The sequence below is a fragment of the Nonomuraea composti genome, from assembly GCF_012034275.1.
In the GTDB taxonomy this organism is placed as follows: domain Bacteria; phylum Actinomycetota; class Actinomycetes; order Streptosporangiales; family Streptosporangiaceae; genus Nonomuraea; species Nonomuraea composti.
Genome location: NZ_JAATEP010000033.1, coordinates 23,975 through 48,614, shown reverse-complemented (window position 1 = coordinate 48,614; position 24,640 = coordinate 23,975). Strand labels below are relative to the sequence as shown.

At 72.9% G+C, this 24,640-nt stretch carries 19 protein-coding genes; 3 read left to right on the top strand and 16 right to left on the bottom strand.

What is annotated here, in order from left to right; genetic code table 11:
- Positions 1-31 precede the first annotated feature (31 nt).
- From HCN51_RS36690 to HCN51_RS36645, 10 genes are all read right to left on the bottom strand, one after another.
- On the bottom strand, positions 32-2,869 hold the full coding sequence (locus tag HCN51_RS36690; RefSeq protein WP_168016171.1) for a TIM-barrel domain-containing protein: 2,838 nt from the start codon (positions 2,867-2,869) through the stop codon (positions 32-34).
- Positions 2,866-6,129: a TIM-barrel domain-containing protein gene (locus HCN51_RS36685; RefSeq protein ID WP_168016169.1), complete on the bottom strand. Its 3,264-nt coding sequence runs from the start codon at positions 6,127-6,129 to the stop codon at positions 2,866-2,868. Before HCN51_RS36685 ends, HCN51_RS36690 begins: the two co-directional genes overlap by 4 nt.
- 30 nt (positions 6,130-6,159) lie before the next feature.
- A complete protein-coding gene (locus tag HCN51_RS36680) occupies positions 6,160-8,382 on the bottom strand; it encodes a TIM-barrel domain-containing protein (protein WP_168016167.1) in 2,223 nt (740 codons plus the stop codon).
- Complete coding sequence (locus HCN51_RS36675) at positions 8,379-9,464, bottom strand: glycoside hydrolase family 15 protein (protein ID WP_168016165.1); 1,086 nt, start codon at positions 9,462-9,464, stop codon at positions 8,379-8,381. Before HCN51_RS36675 ends, HCN51_RS36680 begins: the two co-directional genes overlap by 4 nt.
- A gap of 78 nt (positions 9,465-9,542) precedes the next feature.
- Positions 9,543-10,808, bottom strand: a complete 1,266-nt coding sequence (locus HCN51_RS36670) for an ABC transporter substrate-binding protein (RefSeq protein WP_168016163.1) — start codon at positions 10,806-10,808, stop codon at positions 9,543-9,545.
- A 13-nt stretch (positions 10,809-10,821) separates the two neighbouring features.
- Entirely contained in the window at positions 10,822-11,628 is an 807-nt protein-coding gene (locus HCN51_RS36665) for a carbohydrate ABC transporter permease (protein WP_168016161.1), read from the bottom strand.
- Positions 11,621-12,562: a carbohydrate ABC transporter permease gene (locus HCN51_RS36660; RefSeq protein WP_168016159.1), complete on the bottom strand. Its 942-nt coding sequence runs from the start codon at positions 12,560-12,562 to the stop codon at positions 11,621-11,623. Before HCN51_RS36660 ends, HCN51_RS36665 begins: the two co-directional genes overlap by 8 nt.
- Positions 12,559-13,776 carry an ROK family transcriptional regulator gene (locus HCN51_RS36655; protein WP_168016157.1) on the bottom strand — a complete coding sequence of 406 codons (1,218 nt, stop codon included), beginning with the start codon at positions 13,774-13,776 and terminating at the stop codon, positions 12,559-12,561. The genes HCN51_RS36660 and HCN51_RS36655 overlap by 4 nt, the downstream gene beginning before the upstream one ends.
- A 101-nt stretch (positions 13,777-13,877) precedes the next feature.
- Positions 13,878-16,157: an alpha/beta fold hydrolase gene (locus HCN51_RS36650; protein ID WP_168016155.1), complete on the bottom strand. Its 2,280-nt coding sequence runs from the start codon at positions 16,155-16,157 to the stop codon at positions 13,878-13,880.
- Entirely contained in the window at positions 16,154-17,068 is a 915-nt protein-coding gene (locus tag HCN51_RS36645; RefSeq protein WP_168016153.1) for an ATP-binding cassette domain-containing protein, read from the bottom strand. The genes HCN51_RS36650 and HCN51_RS36645 overlap by 4 nt, the downstream gene beginning before the upstream one ends.
- A 161-nt stretch (positions 17,069-17,229) precedes the next feature.
- On the opposite strand from HCN51_RS36645, the gene HCN51_RS58385 reads away from it, so the two are divergent.
- Genes HCN51_RS58385 through HCN51_RS36630 form a run of 3 tightly spaced genes read left to right on the top strand, consistent with a single transcriptional unit; the run spans position 17,230 to position 19,796 of the window.
- On the top strand, positions 17,230-18,483 hold the full coding sequence (locus tag HCN51_RS58385) for a sensor histidine kinase (RefSeq protein ID WP_346433920.1): 1,254 nt from the start codon (positions 17,230-17,232) through the stop codon (positions 18,481-18,483).
- Entirely contained in the window at positions 18,447-19,118 is a 672-nt protein-coding gene (locus HCN51_RS36635) for a response regulator transcription factor (protein WP_080039958.1), read from the top strand. Before HCN51_RS58385 ends, HCN51_RS36635 begins: the two co-directional genes overlap by 37 nt.
- A 57-nt stretch (positions 19,119-19,175) precedes the next feature.
- Positions 19,176-19,796, top strand: a complete 621-nt coding sequence (locus HCN51_RS36630) for an L-threonylcarbamoyladenylate synthase (protein ID WP_080039959.1) — start codon at positions 19,176-19,178, stop codon at positions 19,794-19,796.
- A gap of 68 nt (positions 19,797-19,864) precedes the next feature.
- On the opposite strand, the gene HCN51_RS36625 is transcribed toward HCN51_RS36630, so the two are convergent.
- The 6 genes from HCN51_RS36625 to HCN51_RS36600 all read right to left on the bottom strand — a co-directional run bounded on the left by HCN51_RS36625 (position 19,865) and on the right by HCN51_RS36600 (position 24,598).
- The gene (locus HCN51_RS36625; RefSeq protein ID WP_206068311.1) at positions 19,865-21,013 is read right to left on the bottom strand and encodes a cytochrome P450 family protein; all 1,149 of its coding nucleotides are present in this window, start codon (positions 21,011-21,013) and stop codon (positions 19,865-19,867) included.
- 40 nt (positions 21,014-21,053) lie between these two features.
- Complete coding sequence (locus tag HCN51_RS36620) at positions 21,054-21,686, bottom strand: TetR/AcrR family transcriptional regulator (RefSeq protein WP_168016151.1); 633 nt, start codon at positions 21,684-21,686, stop codon at positions 21,054-21,056.
- A 41-nt stretch (positions 21,687-21,727) separates the two neighbouring features.
- Positions 21,728-22,522, bottom strand: coding sequence for a polyphosphate kinase 2 (gene ppk2 / locus HCN51_RS36615; protein WP_206068310.1), 795 nt, complete (start codon positions 22,520-22,522; stop codon positions 21,728-21,730).
- 63 nt (positions 22,523-22,585) lie between these two features.
- Positions 22,586-23,791, bottom strand: a complete 1,206-nt coding sequence (locus HCN51_RS61680; protein ID WP_168016147.1) for an RNA polymerase sigma factor — start codon at positions 23,789-23,791, stop codon at positions 22,586-22,588.
- Between the two features lie 42 nt (positions 23,792-23,833).
- The gene (locus tag HCN51_RS36605) at positions 23,834-24,172 is read right to left on the bottom strand and encodes a YciI family protein (protein ID WP_168016145.1); all 339 of its coding nucleotides are present in this window, start codon (positions 24,170-24,172) and stop codon (positions 23,834-23,836) included.
- 27 nt (positions 24,173-24,199) lie between these two features.
- Positions 24,200-24,598: a VOC family protein gene (locus HCN51_RS36600; protein WP_168016143.1), complete on the bottom strand. Its 399-nt coding sequence runs from the start codon at positions 24,596-24,598 to the stop codon at positions 24,200-24,202.
- Between the last annotated feature and the right edge of the window lie 42 nt (positions 24,599-24,640).

Here is a 24,640-nt window from a genome sequence, read left to right as displayed (position 1 = left end):
CCCGGCGGGCTGACCAGACCGCCGGAGGCCGTCAGAAGGTGCCGGTCGTGGTGCCGGCGTCGCCGCTCGCCGGGGTCGTCAGGACGGTGTTGCCGCCCGGTTGCCACTGGTCGGCCTTGTCGGGGTGGTGGGCCTCCTGGCGTTTGACGCACTTCCACTCGATCGTGGTCCCGGGCGGGAGCTGGGTGATCGTGCCCGTCCAGGTGGGGTAGGCGGTCGGGGAGAGCTTGACGGCGGAGGCCACCGACCACGCGCCGAGCTGCGGCGCGCCGCCGACCGCGTAGACGGACTGGCCGGGGGTGGTGGTGCCGTCGTGGCAGGTGAACGTGGCCGAGACGGGCGGCTGGCCGAGCGTGAACGCGAACGTCTTGGCCGTCGTGACGGGCGTCTCGGCCGACTTGGCGACGACGAGGTTGCCGCCGGCGTTGTAGAAGCCGCTGTCGGCGGCGTCGAAGGCGGCCTTGGTGGCGTGCCGGGTCAGCGGGGCGCCGTTGAGCGTGACGGCCGACGCCTGCGTGCCGGTGACCAGCTCGACGACGTTCTGCCGCCCGGCCGGGGCGCCGGCGTAGGTGCCGTCGGCGGCGGCGATGGTGACGGTCGCGGTGCTGCCGGCGAGCTGCTGGCCGAGCCGCGTGGTGCGGACGGCGCCGCCCTGGTAGGCGGTCGAGGCGCCGTCGTCCTCGTAGAGGGTGAAGCTCGTGGCGGCGGGGTCGGGGTAGACGCGGGCGATCAGCTCGTTCCTGGTGGTGGCGTCGGTCCGCCGGCCCAGGACGTTCATGGTGCGGCCGTCCACGTGCATCTTGGGCAGGATCGCGCCGGCGCGGGCGAAGGCCGGCAGCCGGAAGACGCCGCCGACCCACAGCGGCCGGTCGGTGAACCATTGGCCGGTGCTGGTGAGCTTGTCGCCGGTGGCGTAGTCGTACCAGGTGCCGGCGGGCAGGTAGATGTCGCGTTCGCGCTCCCCGGCGCTGGCGATCACCCCGACGAGCAGGTCCCGGCCGATGAGCTTCTCGTGTCCTGCTTCGCGAAGGTTCGGGTCGTTCTGGTAGTAGTACGCGGGCGGCGGCACGACGGGCTCGCCGAACCGGTGGGCGCGATGGGCGAGCGAGTAGTAGTAGGGCGTCAGCTCGTAGCGTTGCCGGAGGTTGGCGAGGTTGCTGGCGGTGTGCCCGATCTTGTCGGGTGCGGTTTGCAGGCAGTTGCACAGGTTCTCGGTGTGGGGGCGCACGGGCACCTCGAACCAGGCGCCGTCGGCGAACCACTGCGTGTAGAGCTCGTCCAGGTCGGAGTTGAGCATCTCCCTGCGGAAGCCGCCGATGTCGGAGCCGTAGTAGTCGATGCCGGACATCGACATGTGGAGCTGGGCGTTCTGCTGCTGGGCGAGCGCGGTCAGCTTGGAGCCGATGTCGGCCGACCACATGGCCACGCCGTGCCGCTGCATCCCGGCCGCGCCGGAGCGGGCCAGCATGAACGGGCGTTTCGTGCCCGATTCGGCGTAGCCGCGGGCGACGCTCTCGGCCCATTTGAGGTTGTAGAGGTTGTGGTAGTCGGCGTGGGCGTGCTTGCCGGGCAGGATGCCGGAGGTCCAGTCGCCGGGGTCGTACATCTCGGGCTCGCCGAGGTCGAGCCAGTGGCCGAGCACGCCGGCGTCGATGAGCGGCTGTCTCTTGAGCGTGTGCCAGTAGTCGCCGGCGGCGTTCTGCGTCCAGTCGATCATGCCGCCGCGGCCCCACCAGTCGTTGGTGGTCAGGTGCGTGGGGGCGCAGGCGGCGCAGCCGGCGCGGACGAGGTAGCCGCGCGCGGCCAGGTCGGCGTGCTCGGGCAGGTTCCCGCCGACGTAGGACTCCTCGATCGTCATCAGGCCGACGCCCTGCTCGGCCTGGTAGGCGGCGATGGTGCCCGCCGGGTCGGGGAAGGCGGTGGTGTCCCAGGCGAGGGTGCCCATCCTGGTGTTGTCGGAGTGGGCGGTCACCCCGCCGAACCACGGCAGGTCGAGGACGAACCCGTCCACGGGGAACTTCGCGGCGCGCAGCCCGGACAGCCGCTCGTCGATCTCCTTCCAGCCGTCGTAGCCGAACTCCGACATCCACATCCCGAACGCCTTCTTCGGCGGCACCGGCGGCCGGCCGGTCAGCTCCATGTAGTCCTGGCGCAGGTCGGGCAGGTCGGGGCCGGTCATCGTGTACCACCTGAGCTGGTCGCCCCAGGTGTCGACGGTCCACGGGTCGCCGGTCAGGTTCCATTCCTGCTTGTAGACCTGGTCGAGCAGCAGCCCGTAGTTCAGGTTCGCGGGGCCGACCGCGAACAGGACGGGGATCTGCGCGTTGCCGACCGGGCCGTTGTCGCCGTCGAAGGTCATGGCGTTGCCGTACGGGCCGCCCGGGCTGCGGGTGCGGCCCACCCAGTCGCCGTCGGCGTTGCCGCCGGTGAAGAACTGCTCGCCCAGCCCGTACGCGTTCTCGATCGCCCCTTTGGTGATCGTCAGGCCCTTCCACGGCTGGGCCAGGTTGCGCGGGCACGCCTCGTACAGCGGCCGGACCGGGTCGGACACCTTCACGCACAGCGTGCCGGGCGTCACCTCGACCTGCATGGCCGCGGTGGTGAGCAGGCTGCCCGTCTGGTGGAAGCTCGACGGCCCCGCGTAGTCGGTCTTGGCGACCTGCGGCGTGCTGAACAGGGGCGCGTCGGTGCCCGGCGAGGTGCCGCCGGCCAGCTCGACGTGCACGAGGTCGTCGTCGAGGAACTCCACGACGAGGTAGGCGGAGCCGTTGGTGAACTGCACGCGCTGGATCGCCGTCCCGGTCGCGAACGGCGCCACCAGCAGGGGTAAGGACAGGGCGGCCAGCAGGGCGATCGTGCGGATCCTCATGGCCGGGCCACCACCAGGTGGTCGAGGTTGATGCCGCCGGTGTCCGCGGCGTCGTAGGCGATCGTGACGGTGTGGGGGCCCGCGGTGAGCGAGGTGGCCAGCGTGGCGGTGCCCCAGGTGTCCCAGTCGGCGAGCGCGGGCAGCGCGAGCGTGCCCACGGCGGCGCCGTCCACGTGGACGGTCCGGGTGGCGGCCACGGTGGTGGAGTAGCGGAACCGGAGCAGGTGCTCGCCGGCCGCGTCGGCGTTGACGCCGAACGTCACGGCGTCGCCGGGGGTGGCGAACCCGTCGGTGAAGCCGGTGCCGGTGTAGCCGGCGTGGTCGCCGCCGGTGGTGGTGCCGGTGCCGATGGCGAACTCGGACTCGTAGGCCGCCTTGTCCACGCCGTTCAGCGTGACGGTGCGGTCGCCGGTCGCGGCGGCCAGCTTCACGTGGGTGAGCTGCTGGGCCGGGTCCCACCACCAGCCCTCGGGCGCGGCCTGGAGGCCGGCGAGGCTCGCCCGCGCGCTCGCGCCGGTCACCGACGCCGGCTTCGTGCTCATGACCTGCAGCGTGCTGGTCGTGGTGAGGGCGGGCACGGTGACGGTCACGGTGTGCCCGGCCCAGTTCTCGGCGCAGGTGATCGTGCGGGTGGCGGTCACCGCGTCCTCGAAGTAGGCGTAGGAGGACGACCCGGAGGGGTAGATGCGGAAGGTCAGGTTCGTGTACGTGTCCACGCTGTTGCCGATCTCGCCGCCCAGCCGATAGCCGGCGTCGAGGTTGAGCGGGATGATCGCGCCCGGCCTGGCGTAGACGGGGACGGTGTCGAGGCCGGCGTGGTAGGTCTTGGTGCCGGGGCCGGTGAAGCGGCCGCCGTTCCACAGGTCGTACCACTCGCCGGCGGGCACGTGCAGGCTCTTGGCGGTGGCGCCCGGCGTGGTGATCGGCGCCACGAGGAGCTGCGCGCCGAACAGGTACTGCTGGTCGTGCCCGGCCGCCGCCGCGTCGCCGGGGAAGGCGAGGCTCATGGCGCGCATCATCGGCACGCCGGTCGTGGCGGCGGCCCTGGCCTCGGTGTAGAGGTACGGGATCAGGTTCATCCGCACGTTCGCGAACCTGCGGAAGGCGGGCAGTACGCGGGTGTCGCCGGTGCGGGCCTGCACGTTCCACGGGGTGCGGGCCTCGGAGACGCCGGGGCTGGCCTTCTCCGAGTGGTACTGCATGATCGGCGAGAACGTGGCCTGCGCGGCCGAGCGCAGGTACAGCTCGGCGCTCGGGAAGTCGCCGGTGAAGCCGGCCAGGTCCCACGCCGTGTACGGCACGCCCGACTGCCCGGCGCTGAGCTGGGCGCGCACCGCCTCCTGGAAGGCGGTGAAGCTGGAGTTCTGGTCGCCCGCCCAGTAGATCGACGTGGTCTGGGCGCCGGTCGTGCCGGCCCGGCTGAAGATCGTGCCGTCGGGCCGCCGGCTCCTGACGTAGGCGTTGTAGGCGCCGGTGTAGCTGCCCGGGTAGGCGTTGTGCATCTCGTCGCCCCTGCGGCCGTCGGCGAACCGCACGCCCCTGCCGAAGATCGCCTCGCTGCCGTCGGTCTTGAAGCCGTCGATGCCGACCTCGTCCATGAGGTAGTCGCGCTTGCTCATCCACCAGTCCGTCGCGGCGGCGCTGGTGAAGTCGGGCACCATGCTGTCGCCGAACCACTGGCCGGTCGGGATGCGGTAGGGGCCGCCGGTCGCGTTCCTGGCGACGTGGCCGTGCTCCTGCGCGTACGCCTTGTCGTTGAGGTGCTGCTGCGGCGGTGTGGACGGGTTGGTGTCGAAGTGCTCCTTCAGCACCGGGATCTGCCAGAGGATCACCCTGATGCCCTTGCTGTGGGCGTCGGCGACCATGGCCTTCGGGTCCTGCCACGCGGTGCCCGGCGGGAACGTCAGGTCCCCGTAGGCGAGCTTGCTGTCGCCCGGCTTGGCCGGGTATGTGGCGCCGTGCCAGACGTAGAAGGTGGCCTCGTCGCTCCACTGCTCCAGCACCATCGCGGTGTGCGGGACCCGGTACGTCTCCACGTTCGCCAGCTCGGCGCTCACCTCGGCCTGGGTGTTCCACTCGTTGGCCGACATCCACACCCCGAACGCCCACTTCGGCGGGAGCTGGGGCCGGCCGGTGACGGCCGTGAAGCCGTCGAGGATCTCGGCGGGGGTGCCGGTGAAGACGTGGTAGTCGAGCGTCGCGTCGAGGCCGCCGCCGGTGTCGACGGTGAAGCCGGCCAGGTCGCCGAGGTGCGTGCCGAGGTTGAAGAGGGCGTAGCGGGTGCCGGTGAGGTGCACGCCGTACCCGGCCGAGTTCAGGAAGAACGGCACGCTCAGGTACGTGCGGCGGGTGGCGCCCTGGTCGCGGTACTGGTTGTAGACGTAGTGGTGCACGTCGGTGCCGCGCTGGTCGAGCCGGTCGTAGCGGCCGCCGAAGCCCTCGAAACGCTCGCCGGGCGGCGACAGGAAGTGGTCCTCGATCTTGGTGATGGTGGTGGCGCCGTCGCTGGCCCAGCCGATGGTGCGGAACGCCGCGGGGTCGTACTGGCGGGTGATGAGCGTGCCGTCGCTGCGGTGGACCGACAGCCGGTACGGCGCCTTCTGGATCTTCAGGACGAGCGGCCCGGCCGCGATCGTCAGCGTGCTCGCCGAGTCCGTCACCGTGTATCCCGGGGCGCCGGAGATGGTCAAGCCCGAGCCGCTGGGCGCGATCTGCGTGCGGAACCGGCCGGGCACGGGGAAGGCGAAGCGGATCCGCGGCGTGAAGTCGCCCGCGCTGTCGCCGGTCGTGACGTCCACGGACGTGCCGTTGTCCACGAACCCGGTCACGTCCGTCACGGTGCTCCACGACGTGACCGTGAACGCGAACGGGCCGGTGCTCTGCTGCCCGCCCGCGTTCACGTCGGCGTTGACCGTGTAGGAGATCCGGTCGCCCCGGGCGAACGGCCCCAGGTCGGCCTTCCAGTAGCTGTTGCCGCCGCTGTTGTAGTCCCAGGCGGCGCCCACCGGGGCCTGCTCGGCCCCGTTCCTGCTCCAGGTGACCCAGACGGTCTGGCCGGGCTCGACCGGCCAGGTCGTCGCGTTGATCCGGACCCGGTCGCCGGCCATCGGGTCGCGCGGGAGCCGCTCGGTCCGTTCGCTGGAGTAGAGGTCGTCGATTCCGGCCGGATCGTGGTAGACGCCGCCCAGGGGGGCGCCGGCGATCGTGGAGGCGAGCGAGGCGGGCGCCGTGGCGGCGCCGACGGACCGTGACCGGGTCATGGGCGGGCTCCTCTCAGACGATGAGCACTCTCATTCGGTGAACACGGCGGCCAGCCGGGCCCAGTGCGCCGCCGCGCACAGCACGGGCGGGCGGTCGAGCGGGGCGGGCAGGCGCACCGTGCACCCGCCGGCCAGCTCGCGCCCGCTCCAGACGTCCACCCAGCCGCCCGCCCTCTGTGGGAGGTGCACGGACGCCTCGGTGATACCGGGCTCGGTCACGGGCGCCACGAGCAGCGCGTCGCCGAGCTGGAACTGCAGCGGGTGCCGCCACACCTCGGGGTCGTCGGGGTGGTCGAAGAACAGGCCGCGCATCAGCGGCGCCCCGCCGGCCGCCGCCGCCCGCGCCTGCTCGGCCAGGTACGGCACCAACCGCTCGCGCAGCTCGGCCAGCCGCCGGAACACGGGGATCACCCGCTCGTCGCCCGTCTGCTCGGCCACGTTCCACGGCGTGCGGTCCCTGACGGGGGTGCGGTGGTGGTTGAACTCCGAGTGGTACTGCATGATCGGCATGAACGCCGAGGCGCCCGCCGCCCGCAGGTACAGCTCCGCGTCCGGCACCGGCCCGGAGAAGCCCGCCAGGTCCCAGCCCCAGTAGAGGATCCCGCAGGCCGAGGCCGTGATGCCGGCCCTGATCGAGGAGCGGAACGCCTCCCACGTCGAGTCCTCGTCCCCCGCCCAGAACGCGCCGTGCGGCTGCGAGCCGGCGAACCCCGCCCGGCTGAACGTCACCGGCGCCTTGCCGCAGGCACGCAGCAGGTCGCCGAACGCGCGGGCGTAGTGCACCGGGAACAGCCCGTTGCCGGCCGCGCCGTCCCGGCCGTCGGCGTAACGCAGGTCGTGGCCCCAGGCGTGCTCGCCGCCGTCGGTCTTGAAGCCGTCCACGCCGACCTCCTCGACCAGGTAGCGGCGCTTGGCCGTCCACCAGTCGCGCACCTCCGGGGAGGACAGGTCGGGCATGAGCGCCAGCGGGAACCACCAGCCGCGGTTGCGGTAGGGGCGGCCGTCGGCCTCACGCACGCCGTAGCCGCGCTCGACGAGCTGCCGGGCGTCCACGGCCGCCTGGTGGCGGGGGTGCGGGCGCATCTTCTGCAGCGGGATCTGCCAGAGCAGCACCTTGACGCCCCGGCGGTGCAGCTCGTCCACCATGCCCTTGGGGTCCGGCCACGGCCCGTCGGCCGGGAAGGTGTAGTCGGCCAGCCGGTGCGGCTGCTCCGACGGCTCGTACACAGCGCCTCTGAAGGCCGTGAACGTCGTCTCGTCGCTCCACGCCTCGATGACCAGCGCGCCCACCGGGATGCCGTGCTCGCGGTGCCGGTCCATCTCGGCCAGCACGCGCTCCTGCGTGTTCCACTCGTTGCCGCTGGCCCACAGCCGGAACACCCAGTCCGGCAGCTCGGCCGGGCGGCCCACCTCGTCAAGGAACGCGTTCAGCACGTCCGCCGGGCGCCGGCCGTCGTAGAAGCCGACGCTCAGCTCGCCGTCGCGGCCGGTCTCCGCCTCGACCACGACCCGGCCCGGCCGTGACACGCCGACGTCGTACCAGGTGCGCCGCGCGGTCCTGACGTGCCAGCCCCAGCTGGCCGGGCCGCCCACCACCATCGCGTACGGCATCGGCAGATACGTGCGCCCGTGCCGGCCCTGCGCCTTGTACTGCTCGAAGACCACCGCGTCGAGGGTGCGCCCGCGCTGGTCCACGGCGTCGAAGCGCTCGCCGAAGCCCACCACGTGCTCCCTCGGGTCCAGCCGCAGCTCGAAGCGGACCCGCAGCGGGCCGTCGCCGTCGGCGAGCCAGCGCACGCTGCCCGGCACGACCCGGTCGGCGCCCGTCACCTCCAGCTTGCCGCCGCTGCCGGACCAGGCCGCCGCCGTCACCTCGAACCACCTCGTCGTACGGGTCGCGCCGTCGCCGGCCGTCGCCCGGAAGCGGTAGGCGTAGCGGCGGCCGGCGCGCAGGGCCGGGGTGCGGACGGTCCAGGAGCCGGCGGCGGCGCGGGCGGCACGGGCCTGGGCGGCGGCCAGGTGACCGCCGTCCACCGCACCGCCCTCCCCCGCCGGATCATCGTCCGCCCTGGTCAGGGGCAGCTCGGCCGGGGCGGCGCCGTCCACGGACCACTCGCACACCACGGCGGAGACCCGCCCGGACGCGCGCACCCGCAGCTCCACGCTCTCGCCGTCCAGCGGCCTGGCCGGGACGCGCTGGTCCTCCGTCTCGGCGTACGGGTGGCCCGAGCCGTGGGGCCGGTGCCGGATCACGCCGTCACCCCCAGCTCGTCGGCGAGGATCAGGTACATGCCGTGCGACCACAGCAGCGGCGTGGCCACCGGCCCCCACCGCTCCAGCCACTCCTGCCGCCGGCCGGGGGCCAGCAGCAGGTCCGACACCTGCTCGGGCAGGTCGCCCGCCGGGGTCGCCTGGGCCGCCATCCACTCCAGGTAGCGGGCGGCCTGCTCCCGCCGCCCGGCGCGGGCGTGGTTCCAGCCGAGGAACCCGGCCAGCAGCAGCCACCGGCCGCCGCCGTAGAAGGTGTCTTCGAGGTAGCGGTACACGCCGCCGTCGCGGGCGAGCTGCCGCTCCACCTCGGCGACCGTGGCCTCGCCGACCGGATGCCCGGCCGGGTAGAGGCCGAACGGCTCGACGCAGGCCAGCAGGCTGCCGTCCACGGCGTCGCTGCCGAGCCACTTGCGCAGGTATCCCCGCTCGTGGACGCCCTCGCGGGCCACGAGCGCGGCGACGCCCTCGACGGCCTCGGCCACCGCCGCCGACTCCGCGCCGCTGAGCACGCCGAGCGCGATCGCCGCCCGCAGGCCCGCGTGAATGGATCCGAGCGTGGCCACGTGCCGGTGCTCGACGTGCTCCTCCCACCAGTCGTAGCAGGGCAGGTGCCAGAACGCGGTCAGGTAGCGGGCCGCCGTCCTGACGCCCTTGTCGGTGCCGGGCACCGCCCTGCCGTGCCGGGCGACGTGCTCGCGCAGCGCCCAGAGCCACGTGCCGTACCCGTCGAGCTGGAAGTCCCACCAGTCGTCGTCGCCGTCCACGCCGTCCAGCGTGAAGCGGGTCGGCAGCATCTCGGCCGCCGTGACCGGCTCGCCGCGCGCCGCGCGGGACACCAGCACGTCCACCTGGCCCGCGCGGTCGCCGACGACCCGGGCGCACCAGGCGTGGAAGGCGTCCGCGCCGGCCGCGTCTCCGTGCCTGCTCACCCCCTCGGCGATGAACGCGCCGTCGCGCAGCCAGGAGTAGCCGCGGTAGGCGGAGAAGGTGGGCGAGGCCGGGTAGGCCCCTGAAGGCGCCTGCAAACGCTTGATCACGTCGAGGCTGTGCGCGACGAGGGACAACGGATCTCTCCTGGTGCGTAGAAGTCCTGGTGCGTGGAAGTCCTGTGCGTGGAAGTCCTGTGCGGAGACGGGGAACGGCTAGCCGAGCAGCGCGTCGACCTCGGTGGCGGCCGCCTTGAGCGCGTCCTGCACGCTCTTGCGCCCGGCGGCGGCCTCGCTGAGCTCCTTGGTGACCGCGTCCTGCATCTCCTGCTGGCGCTTGATCACCGGGGGCAGCGCGATGGACTTCAGCGAGTCGAAGACCGCCTGCCGGTTGGCCGGCTTCGGGTCCTTGAGGTAGCCCGACAGCACCTGCTGGTCGGAGATCGGCGGCAGCTCCCACGACGACCGGATGCGGGTGGTGGCCGCGACCGGGGAGGCGGACAGGAATCGGGCCCACGCCCACGCCTGCTTGCCGTGCTTGGTGGTGGAGGAGGCCGCGACCGCGTTGTGGAAGACGGCGCTGGCCTTGCTCACGTCACCCGGCTCGACGACGACGTCCCACTGGAAGGGCACGTCCTTCAGGCCCGCGAACTGCCAGATGCCGTTGTGCCACATGGCGAGCTTGCCGGACTTGAACAGGTTGGTGTCGTAGTCGGCCGTGCCGCCGATCTCGGCCTCGGTCGGCATCGTCTTGCCCACCTTGGACACCAGCCACGTGGCGGCCTTGACGCCCTGCGGGCTGTTGAAGGCCGACTTCTTGCCGTCGGGCGTCAGGAATGCGCCGCCCGCCTGCTTGAGCGTCTTGTAGAACTCGAAGAACTGCACCGGCTGGAAGTCGCCGTACACGCCCTTCTTCCTGTCGGTCAGCTTCTCGGCCGCCGCCTGCTCGTCCTGCCACGTCCAGTCGGCCGTCGGCACGGGCACGCCGGCCTTGTCGAACAGGTCCTTGTTGTAGAAGAGCACGACCGTGGAGAACGAGGCGGGCAGCGCGTACTGCTTGCCGTCACGCTTGAAGGCGTTCAGCGACTCCGGCGCGTACGCGGAGGTGTCCACGTCACCGGCAACGGTGCCGAGGTCCAGCAGGGAGCCGGCGCTGGCGTAGGTGACGAAGTTCTCGTAGTTGAGCTCGAAGGTGTCGGGCGCGGTGCCGCCGGCGATGCTGGTCTGCAGCTTGGTGAAGTACTGGTCGAACGGCGCGGTCTCGACGACCACGTCCACGTCCGGGTTCTCCTTCTCGAAGGCCTGCTCGATCGCGGCGAGGTCCTTTACGTGGTCGGGCGCGGCGGAGAAGGTGAAGTACCGCAGCGTCACCTTGCCGCCGGCGTCGGCGGTGGTGCCCCTGGTGGCCGATCCCTGCGAGCAGGCGGTGGCGAGCAGCGCGGCCACCGCGACGGCGCCGGCGATCTTGACGTGTCGTGACATGGGGGGATTCCTTCTACTTGAGCCCGCTCTGCGCGACGCTGGCGATGACGTGCTTCTGCGCGAAGACGTACAGGATGAGGATCGGGACGACGCTGACCACCGAGCCCGCCATGACCACGTCCCACTGCGTGGTGAACTGGCCGTGCAGGGTCGCCAGGCCCAGCGGCAGGGTCATGAACTCCGGCGACTTGATGATGATCAGCGGCCACAGGTAGCTGTTCCAGCTCGCCATGAAGCCGAAGATGGCGAACGTGGCCAGGGCCGGGCGGATCAGCGGCAGCACCACGTACAGAAAGATCCGAAAATGTCCGGCGCCGTCGAGGACGGCCGCCTCGTCGAACTCGCGCGGCACCTGGTTGATCGCCTGCCGCAGCAGGAACACCCCGAACGCCGAGGCGATCGTCGGCGCGAGCAACGCGAAGTACGTGTCGACCAGGTTGAACGCGCGCATCTCGATGAACAGCGGCACGACCAGCACCGGCAGCGGCATCATCAGCGTCGCCAGGTAGACCGCGAACAACCCGCCCCGCCCCGGGAAGGGCAGCCGGGCGAACGCGTAGGCCGCCATCGCGCTGGTCACGAGCTGCAACGTGGTGGACGCGGCGCCGATCCAGGCGCTGTTGAGCACGATCCGCCAGAACGGCAGCGTCTCCAGCAGCCGCCCGTAGGCGTCGAGGCTCGCGCCGTCGGGAGTGAAGTCGGGCGGCACGGCCAGCACCGCGTCGCTCGGCGTGATCGAGGTGATCACCGCCCAGCCGAACGGGAACAGCATGACCAGCGCGCCGATCCCCACCAGCAGGTACCTCAGGACCCTACCCATAGGTCACCCACCTCTTCTGGCCCCGGATCTGCACGATCGTCACCAGCAGCACCAGCGCGAACAGCAGCCACGACAGCGCCGAGGCGGCGCCCGCCCGGCCGTAGCGGAAGGTCAGGTCGTAGATCTGCGAGACCACCACCTGCGTCGCGCCGCCCGGCCCGCCGCCCGTCATGATCTGCACCTGGTCGAACACCTGGAAGCCGTTGATCAGTGAGATCACCACGACGAAGAACGTGGACGGCGACAGCAGCGGCAGCGTGATGTGCCTGAACCTGCGCCACGCCGTCGCGCCGTCCACCATGGCGGCCTCCTGGTACTCCCGGGGGATCGCCTGCAACCCCGCCAGCAGGATGATCATCACGAAGCCCAGGTCCTTCCAGGCCGAGGCGAGGATGATCGACGGCATCGCCCAGTCGGGGTCGGTCCACCAGCCCGGCCCGCTCACGCCCACCAGGCCCAGCGCCCAGTTGACGATGCCGCTGGCCGGGTTGAGCAGCCACTTCCACATCAGCGCCACGACCACCCAGCTCGTGATCACCGGCAGGAAGTACACGCCGCGCAGCAGGCCGCGCGCGGGCATCGCCCGGTTCAGCAGCACCGCCAGGCCCAGGCCGCCGAGGTAGACCAGCGGCAGGTAGCCGGCGATGAAGTACAGCGTGTGCAGGAACGCGGCCTGGGTGTCGGGGTCGCCGATCAGCTCGGCGTAGTTGCCGAGGCCGACCCAGCGCATGTCGGTGATGAGGTCCCACTCGTGCAGGCTCGTCCAGAACGAGCCGACCATCGGGATCAGCGTGTAGAGGGTCAGCGGGACCAGGCTGGGCAGCAGGAACAACGCGACCGTGCCGGCGTACCGCCACCCGCGCCGCCGCTTCGGCCCCGCGTGCGCGGGCGGCGCGCCCGCCCGCGTCACGGGCCTGGCCTGCTGGACGCTCATGGGGTGGCTCCGATCAGGCGGGCGCGGACCAGGCGGCCCTGCTCACCCGCCGCTCCCGCCGAGTCGAACGGGGTCGCCAGCACCAGGGCCGCCGCCCCCTGGGCCCAGCTCGTGTCGTCCCAGCTCTCGACCTCGACCGCGATGTCGCGCCGACCGGGATAGAGGTGCGCGCGCAGGGCCGGCTCGAAGCCGGCCCGCCACAGCGGCCAGTCGGCCGTGCCCTCGCCCAGCACCACCACGACCTCGGGGTCCACGACGTTGATCAGCCCGGCGGCAGCGCGGCCCAGGATCGCCCCGGCCTCGGCGAACACCTCCCGGGCGGCCTGCTCGCCGCCCGCCGCCGCCCGGCCGAGCGCGGCCACCGCGCCGAGCGGATCGCTCGCGTCCGCCCGCGCCAGGCCCCGTTTGGCGCGGGCGGCCGCCAGCAGCCCGGCCGAGCCGACGAACGCCTCCAGACATCCCCGGGCGCCGCACCCGCAGGGCGGCCCCTCCGGGTCCACGGGCAGGTGGCCGAACTCGCCCGCCCCGCCCCGCGCCCCCCGGTACACCCGCCCGTCGGCGACGATCGCCGCGCCGACGCCGCGCCCGATCGTCAGGACGAGGAAGTCGCTGTGCGTGCGGCCCCGGCCGTACAGGCGCTCGGCGGCGGCCAGCGCGTTCACGTCGTTCTCGACGAGGACCGGCAGGTGGAGCCGGCGCCGCAGCCGCTCCCCCACCGGCATGGCCTGCCAGCCGAGCGTGGGTGCGTTGACGGTGCCGACGGCCTGGTCGTCCACGTTCCCCGGCACCCCGACCCCGACGCCCAGCAGCGGCGGCGCCCCGGGAACCTCGCGGACCACGGACTCGACCGCGTCCGCCAGGTGCTCCAGCGCGTCGGGCGCTGCCGGGTCGTGGGGTCTCTCCCAGGAGCCGAGCACCTCGCCGTCGAGCCGCACGTCCACCAGCACCAGGTGGTCGGCCGTCACCTTCACGCCGAGCGCCCGCCCGGCACTGCCCACCAGCCCGAGCCGCTGCGCCGGGCGTCCGCCGCGCGACGGCTTCAGGTCCAGCTCCTCCAGCATCCCGTGCCCGATGAGCTCCTTGGTGAGCTGCGTGACCGTGGCGGGGCTGACGTCGAGCTCGCGGGCTATCTCGCTGCGGCTCAGCGGGCCGACCGTGCCCAGGAGGGCGAGGATCGCCGTTCTGGTGAGGTCGCCGCGGTCTGTGGCTGCCATGTGGGGGACTTTCTTTAGGAATAAAGTTAGTGGTGAAGATACTGAGGCCGACCCCTCCCCCTGTCAAGACTCCGAAACCTTCCTGGAACCTTCGGCGCGCGTCAGCTCGCGGGGCCGGGGCAGACCGTGCCCATCGCAGCCGGGCGCAGGCTGATCAGGTAGCGGTTGACGTGCGCGATGACGCAGGAAACGCCCGCGTTGTAGAGGCCGTGGCCATGCCCCAGATACTGCACGCCGCCCGAACCGGGGATCCGCCGCACGAGGTCGGCGCCGCCGCCGAAGTCCGTCCAGGAGCCGACGGCCAGGTACGGCGGCAGCTTCCCGGCGGGCAGCGGCGCGGGCGGGTTCGTCGCGGCGACCGGCCAGCCGACGCAGGCGAGGGGGTGCCACAGCTCGATGCCGGCCAGGTTCGGCAGCAGGCGCTCGCCCTGGCGGCGCAGCTCCCGGTACTCCTCATAGTCGCGAAAGCCCAGGCCGTCGAGGCAGTGCGTCATGTTCATCCCGGTGAACGAGGGCACCTTCAGGCTGTTCGTGCTCTGCCGGACGTAACCGGCGAACCCTGACGCGTCACCGCCCACGGCCCGCGCGATCGCCTCGGCGAGCTGCGTCCAGCGGGGGAAGTCCGGCGCGGGCCCCGGCGAGATGACGCTGGGCGCGGCCGCCTCCTTGATGTCGAGCCCGCTGTAGGCGGCCCGCGGCGACTCGCCCTTGACCGGCACCGGCACGCGGTCGGCGCGGGCCACCAGCGCCCGCCACACCTCGCCGACGTCCTGCCCGTGCAGCGCGCACGTGCTCGCCCGCGCGCACCAGGCGGCGAAGCGGCCGAACGACTCCTCGTGCGGCAACCTGCCGCGGGCCCGGTCCACGTACGGGTTGGCGGCGCCGTCGAGCACCATCGCGCGCACCCGCTCCGGGAACAGCCGGGAATAGGCGATCCCCGGCATGCTGCCGTAGGAGTTGGTGATGAAGCTCAGCCGCTCCTCGCCGAGCGCGACGCGGATCGCCTCCATGTCCCGCGCCACGGACGCCGAATCCATGTGGTCGAAGAACTCGGGGTCGGCGGCGCGGCAGCGCTCGGCCGCCGCCCGGTTGCGCCGGCCCAGCTCGGCGTACTCCTCGCGGGTCTCGGGCCAGGTGATCCACGGGCCGGAGACCAGGCAGTCGGACGGCAGCACGCCCTTGTCGATGGTGTTGCGGGGCTCGACGCCGACCACGTCGAAACGGTCGCGCAGCTCGGCGAAGCTGCCCGCGTTCGTGCTCAGGTCCTGCACGCCCGAGCCGCCCGGGCCGCCGGGGACCGCGAACACGGTGCCGATCCGGCGGTGCACGCCGGTGGCCGGCAGCAGGCCGACGGTCAGCTCGATCTTCCGTCCGTACGGGCGGGACCAGTCCACCGGCACGGCGATGGACGCGCACCGCAGGTCCTTCACGAGTCCCTTGCCCACGCCCTTGTCCGTGCCCTTGTCGGCGCCCTTGTCCGCGCACCCGCCCCAGCGCAGCGCACCCGCGCCCGCGCCCGGTGTGTCCGCCGCGACGGCGGGTGCCGCCACGACGAGGACGGCCGTGGTCACGCCGATCGCCAGCGCCTTGATCCGGCGTCCGCGCAGCGCGATCACGGTGGCGCCGGCCGTCAGCGCCGCGACCACGTACCCGACGAGCAGGCCCGCGGCCACGGCGGGCGGCAGGCTTCCACCGCCGGTCCCCGCGATCTGGAGCGGCAGGTTCTCGATCATGAACGAGCCGGCCCGCGCCCGCAGCGGCATGGGCAGCGTCCTGGCGACCACCGGCAGCACCACGATGAGCACCGTCAGCACGACCAGCGCGCCCGGCGTGGACCGGACGGCGGCCCCGACCCCCAGCCCGATCAGCGCGACCGCCGCCATCGACAACCCCGCCACGATCACTGAGGCGAGCACGCCGGGCTCCGACAGCGGCGTCCCCAGCGTCACCCCCTCGCGCAGCAACCGACCCGCCCGGTCGCCGAGCACCGCCATGGAGGCCGCGTGCATGGCGAACGCCAGGACCTGGCCCGCCACCAGCGCCACCCCGGCCACACCCGGGATCTTGGCCAGCAGCAGCACCTGCCGGCGCGGCACCGCCACCAGGCTCGGCTGGATCATGCCCGTGGCGTGCTCGGACGTGATCGCCAGCGCCCCCAGCAGGGCGAACACGAAGTAGGCGACCGCGATGCCGTTGCCGAGGCCGTCCCCGTTGCCGGGGAAGGCCAGCCGCTCCTCCGGCGTCTGGTTGTCGAACCCGCGGCCGATCATGAACGCGATCCCGGCACACGCGAGGACGGCGGCCAACGAGCAGGCCAGGAGGTAGAGGTTCGAGCGGAGTGAGCGCAGCTTGAGCCATTCGGAGGCGATCACGTCGGTCATCGCCCGACCCCCTTGTTTCCGGTGAACTCGATGCTGTCGCCGGTGAGCCGCATGAACGCCTCCTCCAGGGACGCGGCGCGGGGCGACAGCTCCGCCAGCGCGATCCCGGCGGACAGCGCCAGCACGCCGATCTCGGCGGCGGTCAGGCCGCGGACGGACAGGGCGCCGCCGTCCTCGGCCGTCACCGCCGCCCCGCGCTCCCGCATGAGCGCGGCGAGCCGGTCGGGGCGGGACGCGCGGACCAGCACGTCCCCCTGGAAGTGCCCGGCCAGGGCGTCGATGGCGGTGTCGGCGATCAGCCGGCCCCGGCCGATCACGATGACGTGGTCGGCGGTGAGCGCCAGCTCGTTCATCAGGTGGCTGGACAGCAGCACCGTGCGGCCCTCGCCGGCGAGCGAGCGCAGCAGGCCGCGCAGCCAGCGGATGCCCTCCGGGTCGAGGCCGTTCAGCGGCTCGTCCAGCATCAGCGTCGCCGGGTCGCCGAGCAGCGCCATCGCGATGCCGAGCCGCTGCTTCATCCCGAGGGAGAAGCCGCGGATCCGCCGGTTCGCGACGGCCGTCAGGCCGACCTGCTCCAGCACCGCCGACACCCGGCCGGCGCCGATGCCGTTGCTGCGGGCCAGGCAGGCGAGGTGGGCGTGGGCGGTCCGGCCGCCGTGCACCGCGCCGGCGTCGAGCAGCGCCCCCATGGTGCGCATGGGGCGGCGCAGCGACACGTACGCGCGCCCGTCCACCAGCGTCTCCCCCGCCTGCGGGACCTCCAGCCCGAGCACGGCCCGCATGGTCGTGGACTTGCCCGCCCCGTTCGGGCCCAGGAACCCGGTCACCAGGCCGGGTTTCACCGTGAAGGTCAGGTCGTCCACGGCGACCGTGCGGCCGTACCGCATGGTCAGGCCCCTCACTTCGATCACAACTCTCCCTCGTCGACGGTCTCGGATCTTCGTGACGAGCCTGTCGGGCCGGCGGCCCGGCCTCCATGGGTCTGCGCCCACCCGGCCGGTGGACGATCTCCACCCTCCGGGGTGGGGCCAGCCCTACCCCCGCACCGCCGCGAGCGGGGCAGACTGCAAGGGTGATCCGGACACCACCCGCGCCCGCCACCGCGACCCGCCCGCTCGCCGGCCGGCTGGCGGCCCAGGCGCGCAGAACGCTGGCGGGCCCGGCCGACCTCGTGCTGAACGCCGCCACGGGGGTGGCCGCGCTCGCGCTGCTGGTGCTGGTCGCGGTGTGCGCGACCCTGAGGCCGGTGACCGGCTCCCGGACGGCTCCGCTGGACCGGGCGCTCGGCCTCGCCCACCGCCTGTCCGCCTTCCACCGCCGCCGCGCCGACCGGATCCTGCGCCGGGAGCCTCACACGCACGACCGGGCCGCCCGTTCACGCGCCCGCTCGGACAGCCGGGACGAGGTGGGCGGCGCGGGGCGGCGGGTGTTGTTGTGGCTGGCGGTGCAGAGCGTGGCGGGGCCGGCTCCGCTGGTCGTGGCGTGGGGCATGCTGGCCGCTCTGGACTACGTGTGGTTCCGGTTGAACCCGGTGGAGCGCAGCCCGTTGAACACGTTCGCCCTCTCCCTGTCCATCGTGGCGATCGCCGTGGTCCTCCTCCTGTCCGTCGCCCTGTTCCGCGCCGGCCAGGCGCGCCTGGCGCGCCTGCTGCTCACCCCGGCCGCCACGCCGGACGCCCGGATCCGCGAGCTGACCGCGTCGAGGGCGGCGCTCGTGGACGCGCGGGACGCCGAGCTGCGCCGGATCGAGCGCGACCTGCACGACGGCGCGCAGGCCAAGCTGATCGCCATCCGCATGCAGCTCGGCCTGGCGCGCGGCTCCCGCGACCCGGGCGAGACGCTGCGGATGATCGACGAGGCGCGCGAGGTCGCCGGTCAGGCCCTGACCGACCTGCGTGACCTGGTACGCGGCATCCACCCGCCGGTCCTGGCCGACCGTGGCCTCACTGGCGCCATCGAGGCGTCCGCGCTGCTCTGCCCGATGCCGGTCGAGCTCGACCTCGACCTGCCCGGCCGGCTGCCACCGCCGGTCGAGTCGGCCGCGTACTTCGCCGTCGCGGAGGCGCTGACCAACGTGACCAAGCACAGCGGCGCCTCGCGCGCCTGGGTGCGGCTGCGCCACTCGTCCGGCGTACTCCGCCTCACCGTGGGCGACGACGGCCGCGGCGGCGCCGACCCTCGTTCCGACGCTGGTTTGCGCGGGATACGTGATCGTCTGTCCGCCTTCGACGGCTCGCTCACCGTGAGCAGCCCTCCCGGCGGCCCCACCGAACTCACCATGGAGGTCCCTTGCGCGTCGTCATCGCCGAAGATCTCGCACTCCTGAGGGACGGGCTGGTCCGCCTGCTGACGGCGCACGGCTGCACCGTCGTCGAGGCGGTCGACAACGGCCCCATGCTGCTGCGGGCGCTGGTCACGCACCGCCCCGACGTGGCCGTGGTGGACGTGCGGCTCCCGCCGGGCTTCACCGACGAGGGCCTGCGCGCCGCGCTGGAGGCCCGCCGGCGGGTCCCGGGGCTGCCGGTGCTGATCCTGTCCCAGTACGTGGAGCAGCTCTACGCGAGGGAGCTGCTGTCGGACCGGTCGGGCGGCGTCGGGTACCTGCTGAAGGACCGGGTGGGGGACGTGGACCGATTCGTCGAGGCGGTGCGCCAGGTGGCCGGGGGCGGCACCGCGATGGACCCGGAGGTGATCACGCAGTTGCTGACCCGCCGGGGCCGGGACGAGCCGCTGGCCACGCTCACCCCGCGCGAGCGCGAGGTGCTGGCGCTGATGGCGGAGGGGCTGTCGAACCTGGCCATCGCCGCCCGCCTCCAGGTGACGGACAAGGCGATCAGCAAGCACGCCAACAACATCTTCGCCAAGCTCGGCCTGCCGCCGTCGGACGACCAGAACCGGCGGGTGATGGCGGTGCTGGCGTACTTGCAGGCCGCCCCCGCCCCGTCCCGCCCGCCCGCGTGACACCGGGCGAATCGGGCGATGCTGCCCCATCACCGTCACGCTTCTAAGATCCGAAGGGTGGCCAGATACTTCGACCTTCACCCGGACAACCCCCAGCCCCGCCTGATCGGTCAGGTGGTGGAGCTGCTGAACGCGGACGGGCTGATCGCGTACCCGACGGACTCGTGTTATGCCCTGGGGTGCCGGCTGGGCAACAAGGAGGGCATCGACCGGATCAGGGAGATCCGCAGCCTCGACGACAACCATCACTTCACCCTGATCTGCAGGGACTTCGCCCAGTTCGGCCAGTTCGTACGGGTGAGCAACGCGGTGTTCCGGCTGGTCAAGGCGGCGACGCCCGGCGGGTACACGTTCATCCTGCCGGCCACCAAGGAGGTGCCGCGGCGGCTGCTGCACCCCAGGAAGAAGACGGTCGGCGTCCGGATCCCCGATCACGTCGTCACGCAGGCGCTGCTGGCCGAGCTCGGCGAGCCCCTGCTGTCGAGCACCCTGCTGCTGCCCGGCGAGAGCGAGCCCCCGACGCAGGGCTGGGAGATCAAGGAGCGGCTCGACCACGCGGTGGACGCCGTCATCGACGCCGGCGAGTGCGGCGCGACCCCGACGACCGTCGTCGACCTCTCGCAGGACGAGCCGGAGATCCTGCGCCGGGGCACGGGCGATCCGTCCCTGTTCGAGTAGTCTGGGGCGAACCGGCAGGTGGTCCGGCAGGTAGTCAGGTGCGGACCGGCGGGCCGGTCGAGTCGAGGCTACGTGCGGACCGGCAGGCCGGTGAGCGCTCGTTTGAAGCCCGGCTGCCAGCCCGCCTCGCCGGCCGGCGTGAGGGCGGGGAAGCGGTCGAAGAGGGTGGTGAGCGCGATCCGGGTCTCGGCTCGGGCCAGCGCGGCGCCCAGGCAGTAGTGGATGCCGTGGCCGAAACCGAGGTGCGCGTTGTCGAGGCGGTGGAGGTCGAGCTCGGCGGGCCGGTCGAAGCGGCGCGGGTCGCGGTTCGCCGCGGCGTACACGACCTGGACGGCCTCCCCGGCCGGGATGGTGACGCCGCCGAGCTGCACCGGCTCCAGGGTGTAGCGCAGGACGGCGAGCTCGGCGGGCCCGCTGTACCGCAGGAACTCCTCCACCGCCGTCGCGGCGTCGCCGCGGTCGAGGGGGCGGGTGAGCAGCAGCCAGGCGCTCTGGCTGATCAGGCCCACCGTGGTCTCGTGGCCGGCGAGCAGGATGCTGATCGACAGCGCGATCAGCTCTTCGTCGCCGAGCCGGTCGCCGTCCTCGTCCCGTACCCTGACCAGCCCGGACAGCAGGTCGTCGGCCGGTGCGCGGCGCTTGGCGGCGACCAGGTCGCGGACGTACCCGACGAGCCCCCTGGCGCCCGCGGCGATCCTGGCCGGGTCCGGCGCGCCGAGGTCGGCGGCCCAGGCCCGCCACGTGTCCCGGTCCGTGCCGGGGACGCCGAGCAGCTCGCAGATGACCTGGATCGGCAGCGGGTAGGCGTACCGCTCGATCAGGTCGAACTCCCCGGGCAGGCCGTCCAGCAGCTCGCCGGCGATCTGCTGGATGCGCGGCCGCAGCCGCTCCACGCGGCGGGCGGTGAACTCGCGCGAGACGAGGCGGCGCAGCCGGGTGTGGCCGGGCGGGTCGTAGGCGCCGAGGGTGTGCATCAGGTACGGCGCCACGTCCGCCGGCAGCCCGGCCGCGGCGGCCACGTCGATCTTGCCCTGTTTGGTGACGTCGCTGCTGAAGCGCGGGTCGGTGAGCACGGTGACGGCCTCCGGATGGCCGGTGACCAGCCAGATGGGGGTGCCGTCCAGGTAGGTGCCGGGGCTGACGGGGCCGTGCCCGGCCAGGCCGGTCAGGAACGCGTCCCGGTCGGCGGCGGTCAGCAGGCCGATGAGGTCGGTCAAGGATCACTCCAGGATGGGGGAACGGGGCGGATGGGCGCGGTCAAGGTGAGCGGCGCCGCTCCCTGACCGCGTCCCAGGCCTCCAGAGCCCGCTCGTCGGTGAAGACGCCGCGGGTGAAGATCTCGACGGCGGCGCGGGAGTAGCGCAGGGTGGCGTCGGTGTCGTGCAGGTCGGTGACGCCCAGCGCCCGCGACAGGTGCTCGCCGAAGGCCAGGGGCGCCAGCAGCCAGGTCACGTAGATCGCCGCCCGCGCCCGCGGGTCCTCGCCCGGCTGGGCCCACCCTTCCCGTACGCCCTGCTCCAGCCACCGCCCGGTGGTCTCGACGAGCTCGTCGAACAGGGCGGCGGCCTCCGGCGTGCCGTCGAGGAAGGCGCGCGCCAGGTAGCGGCGCACGCCGGCGCCCGCCTCCAACAGGGCGCCCAGGCTGGAGGTGTCGTCCAGCGCCTCCATGCCGGGGCCGCCGCGCACGAGCGCGATCACGTACGCGTCGCACTCCTTGCGCAGCCCCTCCTTGGTGCCGAAGTGGTGCAGCACCAGGGCGTGCGAGACGCCCGCGCGGGCGGCGACGGCGCGCAGGCTGACCCGGCCCACGCCTTCGGCACCGAACAGCTCCAGAGCCGCGTTCCTGATCCGGGCGCGCGCCGTGAGATCGGCGTCGTCGTTTGACCGCATGGTCGGGATGCTAACCAATTGGTCAGTCGAACGGCAAGCCGTCAGTGGAGATCGCCGGTCACGTCGGGCACCGGGGTCTCCACCCTCGGCGGGCGCCGGTAGCCCGTCGGGGCGGGCCGGGGCGGGATCTCCAGCGGCGTGCGCTGCACCTCGTGGTACGGGATCGTGGACAGCAGGTGGGAGATCATGTTGATCCTGGCCCGCCGCTTGTCCTCGCCCTCCACCTCGTACCACGGCGCCTCGGGGATGTGGGTGTGCACCATCATCTCGTCCTTGGCGCGGGAGTACTCCTCCCAGCGGGTGATCGACTCCAGGTCCATCGCCGACAGCTTCCAGCGCCGCATCGGGTCCTCCAGCCGGGCGCGGAAGCGGCGCTCCTGCTCGGTATCGCTGACCGAGAACCAGTACTTGCGCAGCAAGACGCCGTCCTCCACCAGCAGCCGCTCGAAGATCGGGCACTGGTGCAGGAACCGGGTGTACTCCTCCTGCGTGCAGAACCCCATCACCCGCTCGACGCCGGCCCGGTTGTACCAGCTGCGGTCGAACAGCGCGATCTCCCCGGCGGCCGGCAGGTGCTCGACGTAGCGCTGGAAGTACCACTGTGTACGCTCGCGCTCGGTCGGCGCGGGCAGCGCCACGATCCTGGCCACGCGCGGGTTGAGGTACTCCGTCACCCGCTTGATCGTGCTGCCCTTGCCGGCCGCGTCCCGCCCCTCGAAGATCACCACCAGCCGGTGTCCCTCGGCCCTGACCCACTCCTGCAGCTTCACCAGCTCGGCCTGCAACCGGAACAACCGCTTCTCGTACGGCTTGCGCCGCAGCTTGCCCTTACTCATGGCCACGCACCTCCGCTCGTCACCGTACGCTCCGGCGCCGCGCGGCGATGCTCCCGGGAGCGGTCAGTCCCAGCCCAGGCGCCGCTCCAGCAGCTCCTGCTGGGCCGGGTTGGCGGTCAGCCGCAGCGCCCGCTCGTCGGCCTGGCGGGCCTGCGCGTCCCGCCCCAGGTCGCGCAGCAGCTCGGCCCGGGTGGCGTGGAAGAGCGGGTAGCGCTCCAGCGCGCCTCCGAGATCGTCCAGCTCGGCCAGGGCCGCCTCCGGGCCCCGGACGTGCCGCAGCGCGACGGCCCGGTGCAGCCGCGTGACCGGCGACGGCGCCACGTGCAGGAGCATGTCGTACAGCACGAGGATCTGCGCCCAGTCGGTCTCGGCGAACGACGCGGCCTCCGCGTGGCAGGCCACGATCGCCGCCTGGAGCTGGTACGGGCCGGGCCGGCGGTGGGCGCGGGCCGTACGCGTGAGCAGGGCGGTGGCCGCGGCGATGGCGGCGCGGTCCCAGAGCGAGCGGTCCTGGTCGGCCAGCAGCACCAGGCGGCCCCGCCCGTCGAAGCGGGCGGCGCCGCGGGCCCGGTGCAGCCGGATCAGCGCCAGCAGCCCGGCCGCCTCGGGCTCCTTCGGCATCAGGTTCACCAGCAGCGCGGCCAGCCATTCGGCCTCCTCCACCAGGTCGGGCGCCTGCGCCCGCTCGGCCGTGGTGGACAGGTACCCCTCGTTGAACAGCAGGTAGACCACCGCCAGCACCTCGCCCAGCCGGCCCGGCAGCTCCTCCTCCGGCGGGACGCGGTACGGGATGCCGGCCTCGCCGATCTTCCGCTTGGCGCGGGTGATGCGCTGCGCCACCGTGGACTCGGGCACCACGAACGCCGCGGCGATCTGCGCCGCCGACAGCCCGCACACCACGCGCAGCGTGAGCGCGATCTGCGCGGGCCGCGACAGCGCCGGGTGGCAGCAGGTGAAGATCAGCCGTAGCCGGTCGTCCCGCTCCGCCGGCCCCGGCCAGGTGAGCCGGGCGAGCTTGGCCCGGTAGTTGGACTCACGGCGCAGCACGTCCAGGCCGCGCCGCCGGGCCACGGTGAACAGCCACGCGTCCGGCCGGTCCGGCACGCCCTCGACCGGCCAGCGCCGCAACGCGGTCTCGACCGCGTCCTGCACCAGGTCCTCGGCGGCGGAGAAGTCGCCCAGCAGCGACACCAGCGACGCGGCCAGCCGGCCCGCGTGCTCGCGCACCACCCGCGCCAGCACCTCCCGCCCGTCCGGCACGTCACTCATCAGCGCCGCCCGCCGGCGCGGCGCTCGCGGCAGTCCCACCGCTCATGCGACGGGACGGATCTCCACGATCGGGCAGGCCGGCCACGAGCGGGCCACCCGCAGCGCCTCGTCCAGGTCCGCCACCTCGATCTCCGCGAACCCGCTCACCACCTCCTTGCCCTCCACGAACGGCCCGTCGGTGACCACCGGCTCCCCCTGGTCGAGCCGCATCGTGGTGGCGGTGTGCACCGGCGCCAGGTGCGTGTGATGGGTGATCCTGTCGGCGTGCTCGGCGAACCACCGGCCCACCGCCTCGTAGGCGTCCTGCCGCTCCAGCTCGCCCATCGCCTCCAGCTTCTGGGCGAACTGCTCCGTCTCGACGAACATCAGCACGTACTTCACGATCGTCCTCCTCCGGTCTCGTGGTGGTCAGCTTGCCGGGAGCGCGGCGTACAGGTCGACGCCGTTGCCGTCCGGATCCGCGACCGTCGCGTAACGCATTCCCCAGAACGCGTCGAACGGCTCGGCGATCCCGCGATGACCGGCCGCGACGAGCTCGGCGTACTTGGCGTCGACCGCGGCGGGCCCGTCGAGCTCGAAGCACAGCAGCGTGCGCGGCCCGCCGGCCGGGGCGCTCCAGCCCGACAGGAACGGCGTGCGGAAGCCTTCGGTGTCCAGCATGACGTGCAGCCCGTTCGGCAGGTCGCAGCCGGCGTGCTCGGGCGAGTGCTCGTCCACCTTGAACTCCAGGCCGAGCCGGGCGTAGAAGGCGATCGAGGCGTCCAGGTCGGACACCACGATGTCGATGGTGTTGAGTGCGGGGTACATGACGCGCTCCTTTCCAGAGTCCTCACCTCGAAGACGATCGGC

Coding starts and splice junctions, on each gene's coding strand:
- HCN51_RS36690 (WP_168016171.1), bottom strand. CDS start 2,869: ATGAGGATCCGCACGATCGCCCTGCTGGCCGCCCTGTCCTTACCCCTG.
- HCN51_RS36685 (WP_168016169.1), bottom strand. CDS start 6,129: ATGACCCGGTCACGGTCCGTCGGCGCCGCCACGGCGCCCGCCTCGCTC.
- HCN51_RS36670 (WP_168016163.1), bottom strand. CDS start 10,808: ATGTCACGACACGTCAAGATCGCCGGCGCCGTCGCGGTGGCCGCGCTG.
- HCN51_RS36665 (WP_168016161.1), bottom strand. CDS start 11,628: ATGGGTAGGGTCCTGAGGTACCTGCTGGTGGGGATCGGCGCGCTGGTC.
- HCN51_RS36660 (WP_168016159.1), bottom strand. CDS start 12,562: ATGAGCGTCCAGCAGGCCAGGCCCGTGACGCGGGCGGGCGCGCCGCCC.
- HCN51_RS36655 (WP_168016157.1), bottom strand. CDS start 13,776: ATGGCAGCCACAGACCGCGGCGACCTCACCAGAACGGCGATCCTCGCC.
- HCN51_RS36650 (WP_168016155.1), bottom strand. CDS start 16,157: ATGACCGACGTGATCGCCTCCGAATGGCTCAAGCTGCGCTCACTCCGC.
- HCN51_RS36620 (WP_168016151.1), bottom strand. CDS start 21,686: ATGCGGTCAAACGACGACGCCGATCTCACGGCGCGCGCCCGGATCAGG.
- ppk2 (WP_206068310.1), bottom strand. CDS start 22,522: ATGAGTAAGGGCAAGCTGCGGCGCAAGCCGTACGAGAAGCGGTTGTTC.
- HCN51_RS61680 (WP_168016147.1), bottom strand. CDS start 23,791: ATGAGTGACGTGCCGGACGGGCGGGAGGTGCTGGCGCGGGTGGTGCGC.
- HCN51_RS36600 (WP_168016143.1), bottom strand. CDS start 24,598: ATGTACCCCGCACTCAACACCATCGACATCGTGGTGTCCGACCTGGAC.